General features: G+C 42.8%; 20 protein-coding genes and 2 riboswitches. Of the genes, 6 read left to right on the top strand and 14 right to left on the bottom strand.

All coding sequences use genetic code 11. The annotated features are described in order from the left end of the window. The first annotated feature begins 45 nt into the window (after positions 1–45). Positions 46–1434 (top strand): peptide MFS transporter, encoded by a 1389-nt coding sequence (locus tag B9L23_RS12205; protein ID WP_081188849.1) that lies wholly within the window; start codon positions 46–48, stop codon positions 1432–1434. A gap of 85 nt (positions 1435–1519) precedes the next feature. Then, positions 1520–2878, top strand: a complete 1359-nt coding sequence (locus B9L23_RS12210; protein ID WP_089097741.1) for a S8 family peptidase — start codon at positions 1520–1522, stop codon at positions 2876–2878. A 15-nt stretch (positions 2879–2893) separates the two neighbouring features. On the opposite strand, the gene B9L23_RS12215 is transcribed toward B9L23_RS12210, so the two are convergent. Then, positions 2894–3478, bottom strand: a complete 585-nt coding sequence (locus tag B9L23_RS12215) for a YitT family protein (RefSeq protein WP_089097742.1) — start codon at positions 3476–3478, stop codon at positions 2894–2896. Between the two features lie 195 nt (positions 3479–3673). Continuing rightward, positions 3674–3863: riboswitch (Lysine riboswitch) on the top strand. A gap of 157 nt (positions 3864–4020) precedes the next feature. Between B9L23_RS12215 and B9L23_RS12220 the strand changes: the two genes are divergently transcribed. After that, positions 4021–5493 carry an amino acid permease gene (locus B9L23_RS12220; RefSeq protein WP_015864101.1) on the top strand — a complete coding sequence of 491 codons (1473 nt, stop codon included), beginning with the start codon at positions 4021–4023 and terminating at the stop codon, positions 5491–5493. A 25-nt stretch (positions 5494–5518) separates the two neighbouring features. Here B9L23_RS12220 and B9L23_RS12225 read toward each other — a convergent pair whose 3' ends face one another. From B9L23_RS12225 to B9L23_RS12235, 3 genes are all read right to left on the bottom strand, one after another. Beyond that, positions 5519–5686 carry a twin-arginine translocase TatA/TatE family subunit gene (locus B9L23_RS12225; RefSeq protein ID WP_015864102.1) on the bottom strand — a complete coding sequence of 56 codons (168 nt, stop codon included), beginning with the start codon at positions 5684–5686 and terminating at the stop codon, positions 5519–5521. Between the two features lie 76 nt (positions 5687–5762). Next, complete coding sequence (locus B9L23_RS12230) at positions 5763–5942, bottom strand: H-type small acid-soluble spore protein (protein ID WP_015864103.1); 180 nt, start codon at positions 5940–5942, stop codon at positions 5763–5765. Then, a complete protein-coding gene (locus tag B9L23_RS12235; RefSeq protein ID WP_081188854.1) occupies positions 5942–6124 on the bottom strand; it encodes a hypothetical protein in 183 nt (60 codons plus the stop codon). The genes B9L23_RS12230 and B9L23_RS12235 overlap by 1 nt, the downstream gene beginning before the upstream one ends. Before the next feature lie 99 nt (positions 6125–6223). Here B9L23_RS12235 and B9L23_RS12240 point away from each other — a divergent pair, with 99 nt between their 5' ends. From B9L23_RS12240 to B9L23_RS12250, 3 genes are all read left to right on the top strand, one after another. Further along, a complete protein-coding gene (locus B9L23_RS12240) occupies positions 6224–7219 on the top strand; it encodes an acyltransferase family protein (protein ID WP_062756041.1) in 996 nt (331 codons plus the stop codon). 102 nt (positions 7220–7321) lie between these two features. Next, positions 7322–7618: a transposase gene (locus tag B9L23_RS12245; RefSeq protein ID WP_089097743.1), complete on the top strand. Its 297-nt coding sequence runs from the start codon at positions 7322–7324 to the stop codon at positions 7616–7618. Between the two features lie 124 nt (positions 7619–7742). Further along, entirely contained in the window at positions 7743–9032 is a 1290-nt protein-coding gene (locus B9L23_RS12250) for an IS200/IS605 family accessory protein TnpB-related protein (protein ID WP_245842408.1), read from the top strand. A gap of 323 nt (positions 9033–9355) precedes the next feature. Here the strand turns inward: B9L23_RS12250 and thiE are convergent, their stop codons facing one another. From thiE to B9L23_RS12295, 10 genes are all read right to left on the bottom strand, one after another. Then, positions 9356–10015, bottom strand: coding sequence for a thiamine phosphate synthase (gene thiE, locus B9L23_RS12255; RefSeq protein WP_081188859.1), 660 nt, complete (start codon positions 10013–10015; stop codon positions 9356–9358). A gap of 11 nt (positions 10016–10026) precedes the next feature. Then, positions 10027–10830 carry a bifunctional hydroxymethylpyrimidine kinase/phosphomethylpyrimidine kinase gene (gene thiD / locus B9L23_RS12260; protein WP_015864107.1) on the bottom strand — a complete coding sequence of 268 codons (804 nt, stop codon included), beginning with the start codon at positions 10828–10830 and terminating at the stop codon, positions 10027–10029. A gap of 14 nt (positions 10831–10844) precedes the next feature. Then, entirely contained in the window at positions 10845–11654 is an 810-nt protein-coding gene (gene thiM, locus B9L23_RS12265) for a hydroxyethylthiazole kinase (protein WP_081188913.1), read from the bottom strand. A 61-nt stretch (positions 11655–11715) separates the two neighbouring features. Next, positions 11716–11827, bottom strand: a riboswitch (TPP riboswitch). 60 nt (positions 11828–11887) lie between these two features. Beyond that, a complete protein-coding gene (locus B9L23_RS12270) occupies positions 11888–12919 on the bottom strand; it encodes a glycosyltransferase family 2 protein (protein ID WP_089097744.1) in 1032 nt (343 codons plus the stop codon). A 12-nt stretch (positions 12920–12931) separates the two neighbouring features. Beyond that, a complete protein-coding gene (locus B9L23_RS12275; RefSeq protein ID WP_089098320.1) occupies positions 12932–14599 on the bottom strand; it encodes a DUF6044 family protein in 1668 nt (555 codons plus the stop codon). A gap of 150 nt (positions 14600–14749) precedes the next feature. Further along, positions 14750–16432 carry a long-chain fatty acid--CoA ligase gene (locus B9L23_RS12280; protein WP_089097745.1) on the bottom strand — a complete coding sequence of 561 codons (1683 nt, stop codon included), beginning with the start codon at positions 16430–16432 and terminating at the stop codon, positions 14750–14752. Between the two features lie 262 nt (positions 16433–16694). After that, positions 16695–17531 (bottom strand): HAD family hydrolase, encoded by an 837-nt coding sequence (locus B9L23_RS12285; protein ID WP_089097746.1) that lies wholly within the window; start codon positions 17529–17531, stop codon positions 16695–16697. Further along, positions 17497–17661: a hypothetical protein gene (locus B9L23_RS20515; protein ID WP_169712567.1), complete on the bottom strand. Its 165-nt coding sequence runs from the start codon at positions 17659–17661 to the stop codon at positions 17497–17499. Before B9L23_RS20515 ends, B9L23_RS12285 begins: the two co-directional genes overlap by 35 nt. A gap of 197 nt (positions 17662–17858) precedes the next feature. Next, positions 17859–19751 carry a XylR N-terminal domain-containing protein gene (locus tag B9L23_RS12290; RefSeq protein ID WP_089097747.1) on the bottom strand — a complete coding sequence of 631 codons (1893 nt, stop codon included), beginning with the start codon at positions 19749–19751 and terminating at the stop codon, positions 17859–17861. An 11-nt stretch (positions 19752–19762) separates the two neighbouring features. Then, positions 19763–20035 carry a 2Fe-2S iron-sulfur cluster-binding protein gene (locus B9L23_RS12295; RefSeq protein WP_081188865.1) on the bottom strand — a complete coding sequence of 91 codons (273 nt, stop codon included), beginning with the start codon at positions 20033–20035 and terminating at the stop codon, positions 19763–19765. Between the last annotated feature and the right edge of the window lie 188 nt (positions 20036–20223).

Consider the following 20223-nt stretch of genomic DNA (forward strand, 5'->3'; position numbering starts at 1 on the left):
AACAATGTATTAACAAAGTCATTATATTAGCAAGGAGGAAATATAATGAGTGCATTACCGGAAACACAGACGCTGCAAAGTCAGCGCACAAAAATGAAGCATCCTCCCGGGCTTTATTTATTATTCTTTACAGAGCTTTGGGAACGATTTAGCTATTATGGAATGAGAGCGATCCTTGTTCTTTATTTAACAACAGAACTTGTCAGCGGCGGATTAGGAATAAAACCAAGCGTCGCAATGACGATTTATGGATTCTTTACTGGCGCTGTTTATTTCACCCCGCTCGTTGGCGGTTATTTGTCTGACCGAGTTTTAGGCAGAAGATTGGCGATTACGATTGGCGGTATTACGATGGCGCTCGGTAACATCGTACTGTTTGCCATCAATAACCAAACAGGACTATATATCGGCCTAATTTTATTGATTATCGGTAATGGCTTCTTTAAACCAAATATTTCAACACTTGTCGGGGAACTTTATGCTCCAAACGATAAACGGAAAGACGCAGCATTCACCATTTTCTATATGGGAATTAACTTGGGAGCATTATTTGCGCCACTTGTATGCGGATATTTAGCGGAAAAATATTTCGCAACGAACATCAATGGCGTCATCCATTACGGATTTAAATACGGATTTTTAGCTGCTGCGATCGGTATGATTATTGGACAATTAATTTTCAATATATTTGGAAATCGTTATTTAGGAGATATCGGTAAAAAACCTACCGGCGCACCAGTGAAAACAAATAAGGAAACAAAAACAAAAACACCTTTAACAAAACAAGAAAAACAAAACGTTGCCGTTATTTTTATTTTAACATGCTTTGTTATTTTCTTCTGGGCTGGATTTGAACAAGCGGGAAGTTCGTTAACATTGTATACAGACAAATTCATCGATAAATCGATTGGCGGCTGGACGATGCCTACTTCTTGGTTCCAATCACTGAACCCATTCTTTATTATCGTGTTGGCACCAATTGTTTCGCAAATCTGGATCAAGCTTTCGAATTCAAAACGTGGTGACTTGCCAATTCCAGCAAAAATGGGTCTTGGCATGATTTTACTTGGTCTTGGATTTGCCGTACTAATTCCAGCTGTATTACAAACAGGAAGCGACGAACATCATGTTGTTGAAAAAGCGAATTTGTTATTCATTATTTTCACTTACTTCCTTCACACGCTCGGTGAACTTTGCTTATCACCGGTTGGATTGTCCATGGTAAGTAAACTTGCTCCTGTTCGATTAGCATCGCTTCTCATGGGTGTATGGCTAGCGGGAACTGGTGTCGCGCAATTGTTGGCTGGCCAATTAGCTGCGTTTACGCAGTCGTTAGGCTATTTAGAAATTTTCAGCTTAATTAGCGGTGTAACCATCGGACTAGGGCTTATTTTGCTATTATTGACGAAAAAACTTGTGCGAATGATGAACTAAAAAGCTGGATCCCTTTTATGGGACCAGCTTTTTTTCATAATTTTTTTCTGTTGGCTCACCCTATAACTAGTGAGGTGACACATCGATGAATAAACAAACTCTTTTCGCTATCACTGCTGGAATTGCTATTCTTTTTATTATGATTGCAGCAATTGTGACGACATATCGTCCGACAGTCCACCATGAAGAAACGAATCAGTTAAGACCGAAACCAGCCCCTTATGTGGCAACGACGCCCCGTTCCCATCCGACTGTCGTTACATTGAATAGTCTAGCAATGGGCAAAAAAATCAAAAACAAGTTAAACAGCCACCCGAAAATAATAAAAATCGATCATAACGGCCGCGACAAAAGCCATTATTTTAATCATGAAATTACGGTTCGGTTTCGAAAGCTTCCTACAGCACAAGAGCTCCAACGAATAGAACGAGCAATCGCCGGAAAATTGATCAATCAGTTTGATCATTTTTTTATCTTTCGTTCTAACAGCAAAACATATCATGAATTACGCTATTACTTTCAATCAATTCCAACGGTTGCCTACAGTGAACCAAATTACATTTATTTGCAAAACGAAATCCCGAATGATTTATTATATTCACGTTATCAATGGAATTTGCCAGCAATCGACACCGAAGCAGGCTGGCGGTTGTCTCGAGGAAAGAAAAGCGTCACCATTGCCATTATTGATAGCGGCGTTGATTTAGATCACCCTGATCTCGTTCATCGCCTGCAAAAAGGATATAACGTTCTCGCGAATAATAACGTTCCGGAAGATGATAATGGTCACGGTACGCATGTAGCCGGCATCATCGCCTCACAGCCAAACAACGGTGAAGGTATTGCCGGAATGACATGGTTTAATGCAATTATGCCGATCAAAGCATTAAATTCAGAAGGATATGGAACTGCCTTTGACGTGGCAAAAGGGATTCGCTGGGCGGTAGATCATGGGGCAAAAGTCATCAACTTAAGTCTTGGGAATTATCAGCCGTCCACTGTATTAGAAGAGGCCATCCGTTATGCATATGATCGCGATGTCGTACTCGTTGCCGCCTCCGGAAACGATAACACCGCACAGCCTAGCTTTCCGGCGGCATATCCTGAGGTCATCAGCGTTGGTGCTGTTAATCCCGATCTTTCTTTCGCACATTATTCTAATTATGGAACGTATTTAGATGTGGTAGCACCAGGAACAAATATTGCCAGCACTTTTTCGCAGCATCGATATGCAGCACTTTCTGGGACATCCATGGCTGCACCGCACGTAACTGCATTAGCTGGTCTCATTCGTTCAATGAACCCGCATCTTACGAACGATGATGTAAAACAAATCATTATCAAGACAGCTGCTGACCTAGGGGAAAATGGAAAAGATCCGTATTATGGATATGGTTTAATCAATGTATATCGCGCACTAGAGCAGGCAAGCAGTTGGCGTTAACGATACGGGTGGAGATTACATAACATAGTGTCTCCATCCGCCTGTCTGTGTTAACATAGTTGTCGCGATGCCTACTATCGTTACTACAACAAGCGAATAAAGAAACGAAGTGGAATCAATGATGAAACTCCCAATCGTAATAATAAACGTATCCATCATAAAAATAATAATTCCGACATTCCAATTCGTCATTCTCGCAATAAATTGTGCTAATAAATCCGTCCCTCCCGTGCTCGTCTCCTCCCGCAACATGATGCCGATTCCGATGCCGACTAAAACTCCGCCAATAATGGAACTGATCATTGGATCAAGCATAATGATGCCGCGCAGCACGGAAAATATATCAATCATCAATGAGGAAAACAGTAAACCATGAAGGCTATTATAAAAAAACGGGCGATAGTAAAACCAAGCCATAATATAAAGGGGAATACTTAATAAAACCATCGTTAATCCTACTTTTACATGCCAAATATATTTGATGATTAAACTAATTCCAATAATCCCCCCATCTAACAAATGATGGGGAACTAAAAAAACATTAATCCCGATTGCAAGAAACATACTTCCAATAATAGTAATAGTCATTTTTTTTAACATCAGAGCGCCACCCCATTGTTCTTTACAGCTTACTTCAATCAAAATTGGTGCGCTATCGAAAAAACATCGATATAGTTATTATATGGTAACAATTTCAAAGACTTGTCTCTTATTTCTAATTTTCTATTGCTATAATTACAACAATAGATTAGAATAAAGGTATATTAATATAATTGAATATGCCGCTCATTCAACCATTGAAGTAGAGGTCGCAGCTTTTATGAGTACGGTAAACGAGACGCAGAGCACGTCAACGACTTTACCGGAAAGGAAAAGCTGCCGAAGTCTGGGCATTTCTCTGGGTGCTCAGGCTGGGGTTGTCACCGAATAGGGGCAACACTGTCATACCCGCATGAATTTGCGGGTATGGAGCGCTATCTTCATGGGAGAGTTGATGTATGCAGTTATCTCAACACTGCCGTCGAATCTCCTTCGACGGCTTTTTTTATTATATGGATGTCACAGAACATCCTATTAATAAAAATTAATAATTTTCAGATTTTTAGCATAATATTTGTAAATAATAAGGGAGTGGTTCATTAATGAAAACAGCAACAAAAACAATGGTTGCTCCTTCTTCAGCTTCCCTTTCTGAGAGCGGATTGCGGCGAAAACTAAAAACACGCCATTTAACGATGATTTCCCTCGGAGGAACAATCGGTACAGGTTTATTTTTGGCAAGCGGCGGAGCAGTGCATACGGCAGGACCCGGTGGAGCACTTGCGGCATATATAGCCATTGGCATTATGGTGTACTTTTTAATGACAAGCCTTGCGGAAATGGCGGCATACATGCCTGTTTCTGGATCTTTTAGCACATATGCAACGAAATTCGTTGATCCTGCATTAGGGTTTGCATTAGGATGGAATTATTGGTACAACTGGGCGATTACGATCGCCGCGGAACTATCTGCGGTCACGATGATTATGAAATTTTGGTTTCCACATAGCCCATCGCTTTTATGGAGCGCGCTTTGCTTAAGCATTATGTTTCTTTTAAATTACTTATCGGTAAAAGGATTCGGAGAAGCGGAATATTGGTTTTCCCTCATTAAAGTGGCAACTGTCATCGTGTTTTTAATTGTCAGCTTCCTGATGATTTTCGGAATCATGGGCGGTGAAGCGATTGGCTTTAAAAACTTTACCATTGGAGATGCCCCGTTTCACGGCGGCTTTATGGCCATGTTAGGAATCTTTATGGCGGCGGGATTTTCCTTTCAGGGAACGGAATTGTTAGGGGTCGCTGCTGGAGAAACAGAAGATCCGGAACACAGCATTCCCCGCGCCATTCGCCGGGTGTTTTGGCGCATCTTGTTATTCTATGTATTAGCTATTTTGGCAATCGGCTTGTTAATCCCTTATACAGACGAAAGACTTGCCAACGGCGATGTTACAGTTAGCCCGTTTACACTTGTATTCGATAAAGCTGGAATTGCCTTTGCCGCTTCGGTAATGAACGCCGTCATTTTAACTGCTGTATTATCGGCAGGCAACTCCGGCATGTACGCGTCTACCCGCATGCTTTGGGATTTAGCCCGTGAAGGGAAAGCGCCAAAATTTTTAGCGAAACTGGATAAACGTGGAGTTCCAGTCAATGCTCTTATTGTCACTTCATCAATAGGAACGCTTGCTTTTTTAGCTTCTTTCTTTGGCGATGGTGTCGTTTATACATGGCTATTGAACGCTTCCGGAATGTCAGGGTTTATTGCATGGCTCGGGATCGCGATCAGCCATTATCGATTCCGTAAAGCGTATATTGCTCAAGGGAAAAGCCTCGATGATTTACCGTATAAAGCGAAATGGTTCCCGTTCGGTCCTATTTTTGCATTTATTGTTTGCACCATTGTTATTTTAGGACAAAACTACCCGGCTTTTATTGGCGGAACGATCGACTGGTATGGGGTTCTTGTTTCGTACATCGGCCTGCCGCTCTTTATTATCGTCTGGCTCGGGTATAAGTTTGTGAAAAAAACAAAAATCGTTCCGTTGCATGAATGCGATTTGGAACAAAAATAAGGACTTGGTATGTATTACCAAGTCCTTATTTTTGTACTTTTTGCTCTTCATCATCGATAATTCCTTTTGTCGCATTTTTAAATTCACGCAACGTTTTTCCAGCCGCTTGTCCTAATTCCGGCAATTTTTTTGGGCCAAAAATTAATAGCGCGAAAAAAACGATAAGGGCAATTTCTCCAAACCCGATGTTCATACGATTCACTCCATATGCTTATTCAATTCTTTTATTATTATACCATACCTAAACCGCAAGCGCCATTCGAATACGATTATTGTTCTTGCAGAAGACGAACGGGTACTTCCATTTCTTCCTCTGGGCGATTTTTTTTATAAATACGCGCCATTTCCCGTTCTTCATCCACGTGTTGAATCATTACCTGCTGCCCTTCGTATGTGACTGGCACGATTTTTCCCGATTTTGCGATTTGCTTTGCACGTATGACTTCCATTACCAATTTTCCTTCCCTTCTTCGTCCGCTTTGGCGCTATCTTCCGCTAATGAATGTAGACTTTTCCAAAACAATTCGTCATTACATACAAGGTGCACAATTTGTTCAAGTTCTCCTTCGTCCCCTTTCGCGTTGATTATTTCTAATAACTGGGTCATATCGGTCGTTTCGCGTTCTACCATCAAATTATCACACCTTTCCAAAAATTGATATACTATTGACCCCTCAAAAGAGAAGAAGTATCATTCGAATTGGTATAGATAAGAAGGGAGGAAGATACAATGAGCGAACGCGATTATTACTTTGACAATGCAAAATGCGCACTGATGCTTCTCGTCGTGTTCGGTCATTTTCTCCGCCCGTATATCGATAATGTGCTCTGGGTGCATAGCTTATATATTTGGATTTTCTTTTTCCACATGCCGGCGTTTATTTTTATCTCAGGTTATTTTGCTAAAAAATTTCATGAACAAGGATATTTAAAAAAGATAACAAAAAAATTATTGCTTCCCTACCTTATTTTTCAACTGTTGTATTCGGTTTACTATTACTTTTTATATCAAAAAGATTCCATTGAATTCGATTTGCTCACTCCCCAATGGAGTCTATGGTTTTTAATTAGCTTATTTAGTTGGAATTTGTTATTATGGATCTTTGCCAAAATCCCAAAACACGTTTCACTATTGCTTGCCCTTCTTTTGGGAGTAGGAGCGGGCATGATCGAAGCTGAGAAATGGCTAAGTATATCGCGTACGTTTACGTTTTTCCCATTCTTTTTATTAGGATTTTTCCTTCAAAAAAAGAATATTGAACGATTATTTACATGGCGCGTACGTTTATTTTCACTATTTGCACTAGTCGGGATGTTTATCATGATTCATTTCGGTTTTCCTGATTTGCCGCAAGAATGGCTATACGGTTCCAAATCATACGATACGCTCGGCGTACCAGAGGAAAAAGGAGTTTTCGTGCGCCTGGTTATTTATGGCGCAAGCACTCTGATGATGGTCAGTTTTCTCTCGCTTATTCCAAACCGTCGTTTTTCTTTCTCGGTGTTAGGCGCAAGAACATTTTATATTTATATTTTGCACGGGTTTATTTTAAAATACTTGCATGAAACAAAACTTCCAGATTTTATTATGAGCATTCACGGTTACCCGCTATTACTAGGATTGTCCGTCATTGTTGTGCTTGTTCTCGGAAGCAAACCGATTGTACGCATTATGCGCCCACTTTTGGAATGGCAATTTCCGAAAAAGAAACAGGCTGTTTCTTAAATGGCAAAAAAGAAGGTGCCCCCAACACATTGATATGATCCCCTTATAGTAGACAGAAAAAATAAAGCCAATTAATCTGTCTACTATGGAGGGGATTTTTCTATGGGGAAAATACGAAAAACATATGATGCAAAGTTTAAAAAGAAGGCTGTGGATTTATATTGGAAAGAGGGCATGGGATACAAAACGGTGTCTAAAGAATTAGGGATTGATGAATCCATGGTACGTCGATGGGTGAAACGCTATGAACAGGAAGGAATGAAAGGGCTAGAGGAAAAACGAGGAAAGGCAAAAGGACCAGGCAAAGGAAGACCAAGAACTCGCCCAGAAGATCCTGAAACGAAAATCAAGCGCCTTGAGGCGGAAGTAAAGATGCTAAAAAAGCTCTTAAAGAGGTGAAAGGGGGAATGGAAGCAGTACCAGCTCATAAGAAGTTCGCGATCATTCAAGAAATGGCCGGGTGTTATGGTTCGATTCAACCATTATGTGAGATAGCAGGCGTGTCTCGAAGCGGATATTATAAGTGGGTAAAACGACAGGAACGTTTGTTTTGCAGAAGAGCGGAATCATCTCTCTTGAAGTAAAGAACAGATCTTTGATTTGGATGAATTCCTATTTGTTTGAACATCGTTATTTAGATGTGAAAATGAAACGGACGAAAGCAAAAATCGGCCGTTTAAAACATCGTTTAGATCGATTAGAACAAAAGAAAATGAAATTAAAAGAACACATCCCAAGTGCCGTGTTCGGAGGAAAGAAGTTGTTTAAACAGCAATTTACGAAAGAAGAGTTTATCAAGGATCACGAAGCTTGGAGAAAGCTCTTTTTAGCTGCCCGAAATAAAGAAATGATCATCTCCGGGCGGAAAGATGCCGGCTCTGGAAACTTTGTATTCCATTACAATCCAGCAACCAATGAACTTCATATGACCTCCATAGGAGGCAGGGTAGTGATTTTTCCTGAAGTTGTGTTTCCATACGGGCAAGAGATCGTAAATAAAGCGGTGACAGATCAAATCCAATGTAAAAACAAAAAAACGTATGGTAAACCCATTTCTTGGTCGATCGAAGATCACGGGGAATACTATATCATCAAATGTTTGGTGGATGTAGAATCGAATCCATCTATTAATTTTTCTACTTCTGACGGAGTGATCGGAGTAGATTGCAACTACAATCACATTGCTTGGACGGATGTTTCAAAAGACGGCAACTTTTTGGAAAGTGGGAAACTTTCGTTTTCGATAGAAGGGAAAACTTCCGGTCAAATCACAAAAATTTTGGAAGCAGAAGCCATTGCTTTAGTGGATATCGCAGTTCGAAAGAAAAAACCTATTGTTTTGGAAAAATTGGATACTACTTTATCCAAAGTGGGAAATAAATACGGCAACAAAAAAGCAAATCGGATGAAGAGTATGTTCGCCTATCGAAAAATGATACAAGCAATCAAAAGCCGCGCCGACAAAATGGGAGTTGCTGTTATAGAAGTAAATCCAGCCTACACTTCGATCTCTGGAAAGCTAAAGTATATGCGTAAATTCGGTATCTCCATCCACCAAGCCGCTGCATTTACGATCGGCCGTCGAGGATTGGGATATAAAGAAAAAGCGCCAAAGGTGCTTAAAAAGTATGTCCCGAAAGAGGTTTCTCATCATTGGAAGCATTGGTCTATTTTAGATAAGAAGTTTTCTGTTCGTACACATACATTGTATCATCTTTTCAATGTGAATCAGCCGCATCAAGGGATAGATGTATTTCATCCATCGTTGTTAGAAGAAGAAAAACATCAATTAATAAAAGCTTTAGCTTCATAACCATTCACTCTTGATCGTGAAGTTTTAGAATAAAAGAACGCATTGTACCAGTATCTTACTCTCGTCACCGGAGCAGATGGCGATTCTAGGAGCTGGGTGCATTGCAATGCGTTCTTCGGATGCCATACGAATGGAAGATGGTGTACCTTCTATATGTACTTTCACAGGCATATAGCTGGTCGTCCCAAAAGGATACTTCGGACATCTTGTATGGCTACTCCTCTCGTTGAACGGAGGGGGTTCTTGGGACCTTTGAGCAACTACGGCCAAAGGAAACAAGAATCCCCCACTTCCACCGGCTTTAGCCGGTAAGTGGGGGTAGTTCAATCGTTGTTGAACACCGTTTGAACGAGTTGTTTTGCTGCCAGAAACGGAGATGCAGCCGAAGCAATCGCGCTAATGACGGAAACACCGTCCGCTCCAGCGTTCATCACTTCACCAGCATTTTCCGCGGTAATGCCTCCAATGGCCACAAGCGGAATATCGACTCCTTGACCACGAAGAAAGCGAATAATCTCAGGGCCTTGCGCTTTCTTCGCATCCTCTTTCGATTTCGTTGGATAAATTGGTCCAACTCCGATATAATCGGCACCAGCAGCGATCGCCGCTTGCGCTTCTTTCAAATTATGTGCCGACACTCCAAGAATTTTATCGCCGATTTTTTCGCGGACGATGCGCGCATCTTCATCATCCTGCCCGATATGCACACCATCGGCATCAAGAGCTAACGCTAGTTCGACATCGTCATTGACGATAAACGGTATGCCGCGCTTTTTGCAAATATTTTGCAGCTGTCTGGCGAACTCGTATTTTTGTTCACCGACAAGCGCACCGCTCCCTTTTTCGCGAAATTGAAACAGCGTAATTCCGCCATCAATCGCTTCTGTTAATACTTCTAATGGCTGTTTTTTACAATTTGTACTTCCCATAATAAAATATACTTTCAATCGTTCTCTCATTACTTCGCTTGCAATTCGGGCCACTTTCCACTCACCTACCGCGCTTGTTTCTCCCGGTACGCCCAATGATTTGTCGGGCCGTGACCGTGGCCGATGCCTAATTCATGACTAATGGCGGCTTGAATAAACGATTTCGCTGTCTGCACTGCTTCTTGCACTGTTTTTCCTTTTGCGAGCTCTGCCGTTATCGCCGCGGCAAACGTGCATCCTGTTCCATGCGTATGTTTTGTATCGATTCGCTTGCTTGTGAAATAGAAAAATTCACTTCCGTCATATAATACATCGACCGTTTCTTCTCCATCATCGTCGTGGCCGCCTTTGATCACGACGTATTTCACTCCTAGTTCATGCAGACGTTTCGCCGCCTCCTTACGGTCCTCAATCGTTCGAATCGTAAGGCCGGTTAATGCTTCTGCTTCTGGAATGTTCGGGGTAACCACCATCGAAAGCGGAAGCAAATGCGTTTTTAATGCGCTGACCGCCTCTTCTTGCAATAGCGGAGCACCGCCTTTGGCAATCATGACCGGATCGACGACGAGGCGTTCCCACCCGAATTGTTTCACTTTCGAAGCAACCACTTCAATAATTTCCGCACTAAACAGCATCCCGGTTTTTACAGCATCCGCTCCTAAATCGGTTCCGACGGATTCAATTTGTTGCGCGACCGCTTCCGGCGACAATGGGTATACTCCTTGCACGCCGAGTGTATTTTGCGCCGTTACCGCTGTTAATGCGGACATCCCAAATACACGCAATTCTTGAAATGTCTTTAAATCCGCTTGAATCCCAGCACCGCCGCCGCTGTCCGAACCGGCAATCGTTAACGCTTTATATACCATGATTTTCTCTCCCTTCATTCTCCTCGTTCAATGCGACCGTATCGGCTAATCTCATCCGCTCCTACGCGGAAAAGCGCGTCCAAAAAGGCGATTTGAAAGCTGCCCGGTCCTTCGTCTCCTGCATTTTTCGCAGCGATTTCCGCGGCAACTCCATAGATGACAAGCGCCGCCGCCGCCGCTTTTAACACATCCCGCTCTACAGCCGCAAATGCGCCAATAACAGATGTCAATAAGCAGCCAGTTCCGGTCACTTTCGTTAACAACGGATGCCCGTTACGAATGATATACGTCGTATTTCCATCTGTTACAACATCCTCTTTTCCTGTAATGGCGACTACTGTTTTCAGCTGCTTGGCCGCTTTTTTCGCAAGCGATACGACATCCCCGCTGCCTTCTCCCGCATCGACGCCTTTAATGGTCCACGATTCGCCGATAGTATTCGCGATTTCCGCCGCATTGCCGCGAATGACAGACAGTTGGACCGCGCTCGCAATGTTTCGCGCCGTCTCCGTGCGATACGGCGTCGCCCCGGCGCCAACCGGATCGAAAATAACAGGAACGCCAGCTTCGTTTGCCGCTTTTCCGGCAATGATCATCGCTTCCACTTCTGTTGGATTTAATGTTCCGATATTTAAGACGAGCGCCCCCGCAATTTTTGCCATATCCGCAACTTCCTCTTTCGCATACGCCATGACCGGTGAAGCACCTAACGCAAGCAGGCCGTTTGCCGTAAAATTCGTTACGACCACATTCGTAATGTTATGTACAAGCGGATTGGCTTGTCTAACCATTTGCAATGCGTTTATCGCTTCTTGGTTGTTCATTTCCCATCCTCTCCCTTTTTTGCGAATAAAAAAACACTTTGCGCGCAAGCAAAGTGTATACGAATCCCACAGTCACTTTCCCTGCGCTGGCATTACCCAAACAGGTTCGAACGGTCAACGGCGGAATTAGCCGTACTCTCAGCCTGCTTCCGCAAGCTCCCGCAAAACAATATATAGTTTTTCACAAAAGAGTCTACTCCTTCTTTTCACATATTGCAAGTAAAAATATCACATTATGAACGGTGTTTTGAAATTTCCGGCATCGTTGATCCTTCACTTAGTGAAGGAGATTGGTGCCACGGCTGCGGCATCGGCAAATTAAATAAATCAAGATCGACAATGTATCGGGGGCGCCGTTTTGTTTCTTTATAAATTTTCCCAATATATTCTCCGATCAACCCAAACGCAATAAGCTGCAAGCCGCCGAGAAACCAAATGGATGTAATGAGCGATGTCCAGCCTGTTTGCGTATGGCCGGTAAATTTTAAAAGAAGAAAATATACTCCAAACAATAAGCTGACGAAAAAGGAAACAAATCCAATGAGCGAAATAATGCGAATCGGCGTAATGCTAAACGAAGTGATCCCATCAAGGGCAAACGCGATCATTTTTTTGAGCGGATATTTCGTTTTTCCTGCAAACCGCTCTTTCCGATCATAATAGATGGTTGTGGAGCGAAACCCTAGCAGCGGCACGATTCCGCGCAAAAACAAATTCACTTCCTCGAACCGTTCGAGTTCCTCTACCGCCCGCCGGCTCATTAACCGATAATCGGCATGGTTATAAACGAGATCGACTCCCATTGCTCTCATCAGTTTATAAAACCATTGAGCAGTGTGGCGTTTAAAAAACGTATCCGTATCGCGCTTATTGCGCACCCCATACACAATTTCATATCCTTCATGAAACTTTTGGACAAAATCGCGAATGACGGAAATATCATCTTGCAAATCCGCATCGATCGAAACGATGCAATCAGAACGCGTTTTCGCAGCAAACAGCCCCGCTAACAGCGCGTTTTGATGCCCCACATTGCGCGCAAGTTTCACCCCTTTTACTTCCGGATAACGCAAGCTTGCTTTATAAATAATGTCCCATGTCGCATCACCGCTTCCGTCATCGACAAATAATAACGTGCTTTCAGGAGAAACAAGGCGCTCGGCAATCAGCTCCTCCCGCAGATTGCGGAGCTGGCGAATCGTTTCCGGCAATACTTCCTCTTCGTTATAACACGGCACAACAATTGTAAGCATTGGTTCGTTCATGTTAACCCCTCCTTACGGTATCACCTTGTACAAATAAATCGTCCATGCCGATTCTTTGGAATGAAACACTTTTTCAAGCGTCAGCTGATTTTGTTTTGCGTTTTCAATCGGCAATGCCGAGAAAATATAACGGCCGCCCATTTCGCGAAATACATTCGTATTTAGCTGTAAATGTTTAATCGTTCGTTTTGAATTCTTGTTAAACATATAATGTTTTCCTAACTCGTCGACAAAAATATAGCAACGTCCGCCCCATTCGTCGAAGTATTCGCGCAGCTTTTTGTTTTTCGCCAGCTCTTTTGCGATAATTTGGCGAAACTTATGTTTATATGACAGGGGATAAAAATTGTTATACGTATCTAATGTGTAAAATCCGTTATATTGCGCGATTGCCGGGTGAATGCCGATGCTGGCGACACGATATTTGTGAACCGGCAGTCCGATGTGCTCTTTTATTTCTTGGAATTGCTTTTCCGCATAAAACTCGCGAAACGACGGCTTATTGCGATGCGCAATTTCCTCGTTAAAAGCGGTGAGAACGACTAACTGAGAGGCAATCGCTGCAAAACATGCCTTTTTCCATGAATGGCCTTGCTGCCATAAAATTTTAAGGGAAATGGCAAACAGCACGTAAATGACCATCGGCCGCAAAAAGTGATAGCGGGCAAAATTAAATTTATCCAGAAGATCAAAACGTTCTGTTAACGGGACCCAGCCTTTATAAAACCAAAACGCGTACCACGTCGACAGCGCAAAATTCAATACGTGTAAAAATACAAATAGCTTTTCCCGCTTCCATAACTTTTTCTTCCAAACGATATACAACGCCACTAACGTCACCGGCAAAATAATCAGTCCGTGTACCGTCATCACATGCGTATGGCCGAGAATATAGTTTTTAAAAATTAGACGTATGACACGCCAAAGCGGCAAGCGGGCATGAAAATACTCATCACGGCTTGTCGGTTCATCAGAAAATAACAGCGAATGAACAAGGCGGTAATCAATCGCCAAATAAATGGCCGTCATGTACACAATGGCAAAGAAAAAGCGCCAATTCCATCCTTTCCCGCGAATGACGTCGACAAGCCACCATATTCCCATCGCACTAAGGAAAAAGAAGAAACCGAGCACGAGACTCGAATAAAACGGCAATAGCGTAAGCACAAGATAGTTTACCCATGAACGCTCGCCAGCGCGGATGTTCAGAAGCGCCCACAGCGCAAGCGGCATTCCAAGCGTGCTAAGCATCCCTGATGGCCAAAACGGTGTCAGCGCAAAAGCAAGCGACGCTCCAATGCGAATCCATACCCATTTTTCATCTGGAACAACATATTTCCTTAACAGCAAGTACATCCCGATAAACGCAAACACGCGAGTAATCGCCTGACTAAGTCCATATGCGTAAATGGATGGAAATAGCGCGTGAAGCCAAACGATTCCGCTAAATTCCGTACCGAACGCATTTCGAGGCAACCCGTTAATAATTTGCGGGATGACCGCATGAACCGAACCAAATAACTCTCCGCTTTTTGTGACGACTTTATACCATGCAATATTGGAATCTAAATTATCATGCACACGCATATGCGCATCTTCGCCAAGCAGAAAATACGGCGATACAAACAAGGCGATTGCAAGGAATGAGAAAAACAGGAGTTGCTTTTCTATTGTCGGCACCTCATCCCCCTCCATTTTTAAAATGTCTTCCTTTATTTTCTAACGAAAAAGGAAAAATATGCATCTTTTCTATCATAGAAAAAAGACCGCTCCAAAAAGCAGCTTTTGCTTTTTGGAAGCGGCCTTATGTTGCTGATTATGCAAACACTTTCATGTTTTTGCCCCTTTTTCTAATTTTTGATACTCTTCTTCTTGCAATTTCCGCCACAATAATTTTCCGCTTGATGTCATCGGCAGCGACGAACGGAATTCGACGATGCGCGGATATTTATAGGCGGCCATTTGCGTTTTCGCCCATTCGATAATTTCTTCTTCTGTGATTTTGCCGACGTACTCATCTTGAAGCACAATAAATGCTTTCACCGTTTCTCCTCGGCGCGGATCAGGAACACCAATGACGCACGCTTGTTGCACGGCCGGATGCTTATAGAGCAACGATTCAACTTCGGTCGGCCATACCTTATACCCAGACGCATTGATCATCCGCTTGACGCGGTCGACAATGAAGAAATATCCGTCTTCGTCCATCCGCCCAATGTCGCCGGTGCGGAAAAACCGTTTTCCATCGATTTCAATAAACGCTTCTTCCGTTTCTTTTTCACGGCGATAATATCCCTTAAACACTTGTGGGCCGTGCACGACGATTTCCCCGATTTCCCCGACGCCAAGCTCTTTTCTGGTCTCCAGGTCAATGATGCGGGCGTCGACGTCAAACGATGGAATGCCCAAGCATTGCAATTTCGGACGATCCGGCGGGTTGAAATGGGTATGCGAAATCGTTTCGGAAAGCCCATATCCTTCCATATATTGCACTCCTGTCAGCTTAAACAATTTTTCTCCGACCGCTTCTGGAAGCGGCGCGCCCCCGCCAGCGATGCTAGCAAGAGAAGAAATATCATATTTTGACAATGACGGATTGGCCAAAAAGTCAATAAGCATCGTGCTAATATTGACCCAATGTGTACAGCGATGCATTTCAATCAAACGCGCGGCACTATCGCGATTCCAACGGGTCAACAGCACCATCGCCGCGCCCGCAAAAATTGGAAGATGCATGCTGTGGACCATTCCGGTAACGTGAAAGAGCGGCAAGGTGACGAGGCAAACCGTATCGCTTGTTACGTTTGCCCAATGATAGGCGCTGACAATGTTGGCGTTTACCGTCCGGTGCGAATGAACGCACCCTTTTGGCACTCCCGTTGTTCCCGATGTATATGGAAGCACAGCAATATCATCGACATGGCCTTGATATGGGTTCGGCGCAAGATTTGCTTCTAAACAATTGACCCAATAGCATACATGTCCGCGGTCATACGATTGCCGCGGCAGTGCGACTTCATCTGGCAGCGCGATTGGCGTAGATTCGGAAATATAGTCCGAATAAGCGGCGACGATGATATGTTCGAGAGGGGTTGTAGATAATAGCGGCTCCACTTTAGCAAACAGTTCCTGCCCGATAATGCCAACTTTCGTTTCGCAGTCTTGAATATAGAACGAAAGCTCTTCGGTTGTATTCATCGGATTAATCGGAACAACAATCGCTTCCGCACGTAGAATTGCATAGTAGGAAATGATAAATTGCGGGGAATTTTGCATGTATAAAAGCACTCTGTCGCCTGGTTGGATGGAAAGTTTTTGCTGCAGGTAGCCGGCAAGCGCGTTGACTTGCTCCCATAATTGTTTGTAAGAGTAAGAGGCGCCGTAGTAGTGGATAGCGGTTTTTTGAGGGTAGCGCTTCGCTGTCGTTTCTAAATGATCGACGATCGTCGTTTCCGGCACGGTCAGCGTTTTGCTCAACCGTTTTGGCCAATATGGAAAATGGCGATTATTCATTCACCTCTCCTCCCTCAACAACAAATTTAGAAAGCGTTTACAAAAAAATACGCTTCTGTTATTCTTCCTATTACTCCTTGTTATACATTATCTATTAACCAACCAGTTAGTATGTATATGTTTTCTTTTATCATACTACGCTCTACTGATAATTTCAATAATTTTCCGAATATTATTTGAAATAAATTCCCCGCCGCCCGCTCCCCGTAAAAGCTATTTGCTAACCAAGGCGCCAAAATAAAAGGACATCGCAATGCCGGCATTATAGGAAGCGGCGCAGGACAGGGACGCATTCCGACATCGAAGCGACAATGATATCGGCGTCGCCGTGCTTAGCCAATCTGTACGCATCGATAAAAATGGTGCGGCAGCCAAGCCGGCGCGCCGGGAGGATGTCATTTTCCAAATTGTCGCCGATGCTTATCATCTCTTCATACTGGATATGATAACGATCCCGAATCGTTTGCAGATGGCTTGCCGTTTTGATCGGCTTGCCCGCTTGGAAAATTTTATGATGAAAAACATCTGCTAATTTTAGTTTGTGTAAAATCGCTTCGCTATCCGGTTCTGGGCTATTTGTCATTAAAATGAGCACAATATTGTTTTTCAGCTTCTGCAGCGTCTCGGCAAGTCCAGAAACTCCTTTCATTTCAAATTCCGGCCCCATCATCCACTTTCTCGTTTCCAAAAACGCCGCATACGTCTCTTCGTTCGTCAGCCCATAATGACGGCCGATCGAGCTTGGCGCCCACCATAAGTCGCCGATGCTAAATAAGCGGTCAAGATCGATTTTCACCTGCCCGGGGTAGATCGTTTTTACTTCGGCAGCGCCCAGCTTTTCGCCGTTCCAGCGGTACGCTTCGCTAACGATGCCGTTTTGCAAAAACAAAATAAGATCTTCCTCCGCGTCATACACGCTGCCGATGCGAAGCGGATGGCGGCCGGAAAGAACCGCGCGGTAATCTTCCCAAAAACGGTGTTGATCTTCTTTGCGCAGCCGCTTGGCGACCTGTGCGGCGTAATATTCAAAATGATGGGTTTCTTCATACAATGTACCGTCTAAATCAAAGACAAGCGCTTTTATGTTTCTGTTGTTCATGCTGCTTCCCCTTTCTTGATCGCTGCGGCCGCTTGATATGTTTGTTTTCCGGCCGCAAGCGTGCGGCAACCTGATCGGCGGTACGCCGATCAGATGCCGGCTGAATGGCGAAAAACGGGATTTTGTTCATTGAATCTTCTTCTTTGCTGGAAGATATCTTTCTTTATTTTCCAATCTGGAAAGGTAAATTATTTATTCATCAGTGAATTTTTTGCCATTGATTCGTTTTTATTGGAGAAATCCAACTCCTGAATTTTTATTATTAATTGCAAAAAACGATAGGAATAGTCTACATATATGGTAAAATGAATCATTTCTATAACTGTCTTATTTAAGACCGATATCTATCTCTCCTATGATCATTAATGCCTGAATGGATAAAAGGAGTTGATAATGAATCATAGGATTTCGCAGTTCTTGTTGAAGGATGCTTTCAATTTTGCTCACCCTGTATCGCAATCCGCTGATGGACAACGCCAAGTCTGCGGCTGTCTGTTCTAAGTTGCCGCCGTTGATTAAAAAGATATACAATGTACGAATAAGTTCTACGTTTTTTGGATCATCCAAGTTTAAGTTTCCAAGGCAAGCTTTGGCCATTTTTTTCACTTCTTGTTCATTATTTTCATTAATAAGAGCGCCAACGACTCCTAAAGATTCGAATGAAATGATTTGTTGGTGTTTTGATGCGACTCTGACGGATATAAGCGCTTCTTTATAAGCGTCCCCAGCATGCGATACATTGTTTACTTTGGAACTGATTCCTCCGTAAAATGTAACAGAAGAAAATTGAGACGATTGCAAGCCAACAAGTTTTGCTAGCCATGTTTGTATCCCTTCTTTTTCGACTTGATCTTCTGTAATTAACAGAATAAGATGTTTTGCACGCTGGCCAATCAGCATGTTTTGTTTTTGATCATTCCCATAGGCGGTGAGAAAACTTAAAATTTCTTTTTGTATTTCTAATTCTTTTGACAAATCATTTTCTTGAAACCGGCAATCCAGAACACAGACATAAAAAGGCTTGGATAAATCCACTCCTATTAAACTAGCCTTCATGATTAAGTCGTGATGGTTGCTTTGTTGTCTCGCATTAATGATTTCTTCCAAAAAGAATCCTTTGATCCGTTCATATGATTCAAGTTTCGTTTTTTCGTTGAGCAAACATACCGAACTGACAGAGGCCAACCGTTCTAAAATCATGGAAGAAATCGAGGCGTTGAATTGGTTCAAATCGTGATAAACAAACGAACAATATCCTACTATTTTATTTTGCAAAAAAATTGGTGTCATTAAGCGATAATGATAGCGCAGATGAAGAAGATGGGTCGATGTTACAATGGCTTGGGGCTTGCAAAAAGGATTTTTTTCTAAATAGTCAATGAGTTCGTTTTTATATTGTTCTAATTCATTGGAAGTGATTCCAGCATAGGCCATCGGATGAAGGTGCAAGTTCTCGATCAAAACTGGAATATTCATCGATTGAAACATTTGACAAACAACGGAGTCTAAATTGTTTCCTTTAATGACTTCCTCGGTGAGCTTCTTATGAATAGCTGTTACAAATTTCAAATTATTTCGTTCTTCCAACAGTTTTTCATATGTTGCAGCCAGTTCTTCTACGATTGGGGACTCATCAAGATACCGCAGCTCTTGTTCCGCTTCTTTTCCCCATTGGTCCACCGTTTTGCCGATCCAATGGCATGCTTCTTTTCCCATCCCCTCACATGTCATTTCTTTGAAAATAGTTTTTTCTCCGGCAATTTCCGAAACAAAACCGCTTGCATATCCGGAAAGAGTAAAGCAAACCGGGATGGATGATGTCCCAAAATGGCGTACGTGTTCTTCTGCTTCATAGGAATGAGACCAATATCCTTCCATTGTAACTTGGCATTTTCCATTTTCGCTTTTGACTTCCAAAAAAGTACATCTCGCTTTCACATGGCCTTTCATCGTATGCAGCTTTGGTCCATATTGGATGTACTCCTCCATCGTGCAGTTTGCATGATTTAACAGTTCTTTCGCGTCTTGTCTTCCTAGATTCCATCCATACCGAAACAAAAAGCCTTTCATTCGCTCAAAACCCATATCGCGAATTAAATCCCTGCGCAATAATCCGAGCGCATCTGCTGCCACTATAATCGAGCGGGACTCCCCCATATAAATGTAACCGTTATCAAATTTCAATTCAAATTGATCCAGTACCGATTTTGGTTTGTTCATACATAATCACCTTAATATTCAATGAGTTCCCCAATTAAGTGACTGAGCGGATACGTTTTACAGGCTAAGACATATCCTTGCCGCCGTTCCTCATCGGAAAGAGCTCCTTTGGAACACAATCCAATTTTGTATTCTCCTTCTTTAATTTTGACTTTGCACATCCCGCATCCTCCATTTGCACACCCATAAGGAATTTTTACTTGCTGAGATTTCGCCGCTTTTAATAAATCCATATTCTCTCCACAAGAAAATACTTTTCCACCTATATTAATTTGATATATCATTGGCTGTTCCTCCTTTGAATTTAAGCATGCGCTCGGCAGCACATTATGCGCCATGCTTTGAAGATTTTTCGGACTTCGAAGGAGAACTTGTTTTTATTGGCAGGCGAAATGAAACACTCTAAAAAGTGAAAAGATATAGTGAAAAAGAAGCCGCCGGATTGTATCGTTGATGAACATAACATCATCCG

Origin of the sequence: Parageobacillus galactosidasius (genome assembly GCF_002217735.1) — a bacterium.
GTDB lineage: Bacteria > Bacillota > Bacilli > Bacillales > Anoxybacillaceae > Parageobacillus_B > Parageobacillus_B toebii.